Below are 1,313 nucleotides of genomic sequence, written 5' to 3'. Positions count from 1 at the left end.
AGGGGTCCGCCCCTTGCGAGAGTAGGTAGTGCCCGGGATCGTTATGTGAATACTTTTGAAAAAAGCTCTCCTTCTCCGGAGAGCTTTTTTTGTTTTTTTATAAAGTAACTCTTTTTATGTATTGTTTATTTTTTACTTATAAATTAATTTTTTAGTGAATTTAAGGATTTTCTTTTTTGAAAAATTGTGAATTTATATCTGATTAAAATTATTATGATTAGAATGAAATTATTATTCCTCTGTTTCCAGCATATGTTGCTAGAGTAGCTCCCATATGGTTTATAAATATATTTTTTGGTTTAAATTTTTCTTGAATTATCTTTTTAAATTTTTCTGCTGTTTCTATATTTGCTACATGGGTTATACCTACGATTTTGTTTGAAAGGTTAAGAGAGTTAGATTCTATTATTTCTAGTACCCTATTAAACAATCGTTTTGTACCTCTTATTTTTTCAAGCATTTCAACTGTTCCATCCATATTGCGTAAAATTATTTTAAAGTTTAAAATTTTTGCTACGGTTCCTTTAATTCTGCTAAGTCGACCACCTTTTACAATATTTTCTAAGGTGTCTAAAAGGATTAAAATATTCAATTCATCTCTGTATTTTTTTAAAATATTTACAATTTTGGGAAGATTATAACCGTCTTTAATTAATTCAGCTGCTTTAATTACTTGTAAACCTTCTCCTAAAGAAGCAGCTAATGTATCAAAAATTATTATTTCTTTATTTGAGTTGAGCATGTTTTTGGCAATAATTGCTGCTTGATAACTTCCGCTTAATTTTGAGGATATTGTTAAGCATAAGATATTGTACCCTAAACTTGTATATTTTAGAAAAGTTTCTTTGAATATTTCTGGTGAAGGGTGTGCGGTTCTTGGTAATTGTTGGGTGGTAATCATTATTTTATTAAATTCTTCAGCAGAAATATCAATCCCATCTTTAAAAGTCTTTCCATTTATTTCTACTGTAAAGGGAATTATTTCAATGCTATAATTTTCGATAATTTGTTTAGGAAGATCTGAAGCACTATCAGTGATAATTTTAATCATTTTTTCACCTCTCTTTTTTTATATATAAATTATACCAATTCTTTATCAAAAAGTTGCAAAAAATTTTTTTCGTGATAAAATAATAAAGTAAGGTATCTTATAAAATAGAAATATATCCAAAAAAGAAAAATAGAAAAAATGTAAAAACTCGAGCATAAAAGTTAACTTTCTCGTAACTTGACTAAGGTGCTTAAACGTGGTAAATTAAATATCGCGTGATGAAGGAAGACCTGGATAAGGATAGAGGAGAAAGAGAGAAGGG

At 27.9% G+C, this 1,313-nt stretch carries 1 protein-coding gene; it reads right to left on the bottom strand.

Annotation, left to right across the window (positions count from 1 at the left end):
* Positions 1 to 217 precede the first annotated feature (217 nt).
* A complete protein-coding gene (locus BUB65_RS08255) occupies positions 218 to 1,051 on the bottom strand; it encodes a DegV family protein (RefSeq protein WP_073074075.1) in 834 nt (277 codons plus the stop codon).
* Positions 1,052 to 1,313: the final 262 nt, after the last annotated feature.

Source organism: Thermosipho atlanticus DSM 15807, from assembly GCF_900129985.1.
Lineage (GTDB): Bacteria > Thermotogota > Thermotogae > Thermotogales > Fervidobacteriaceae > Thermosipho_A > Thermosipho_A atlanticus.
This window is presented reverse-complemented; position numbering and strand designations above follow the sequence as displayed.

What these genes read in the sequence shown, in the direction of transcription:
- BUB65_RS08255 (WP_073074075.1), bottom strand. Translation starts at nt 1,051, where the DNA reads ATGATTAAAATTATCACTGATAGTGCTTCAGATCTTCCTAAACAAATT.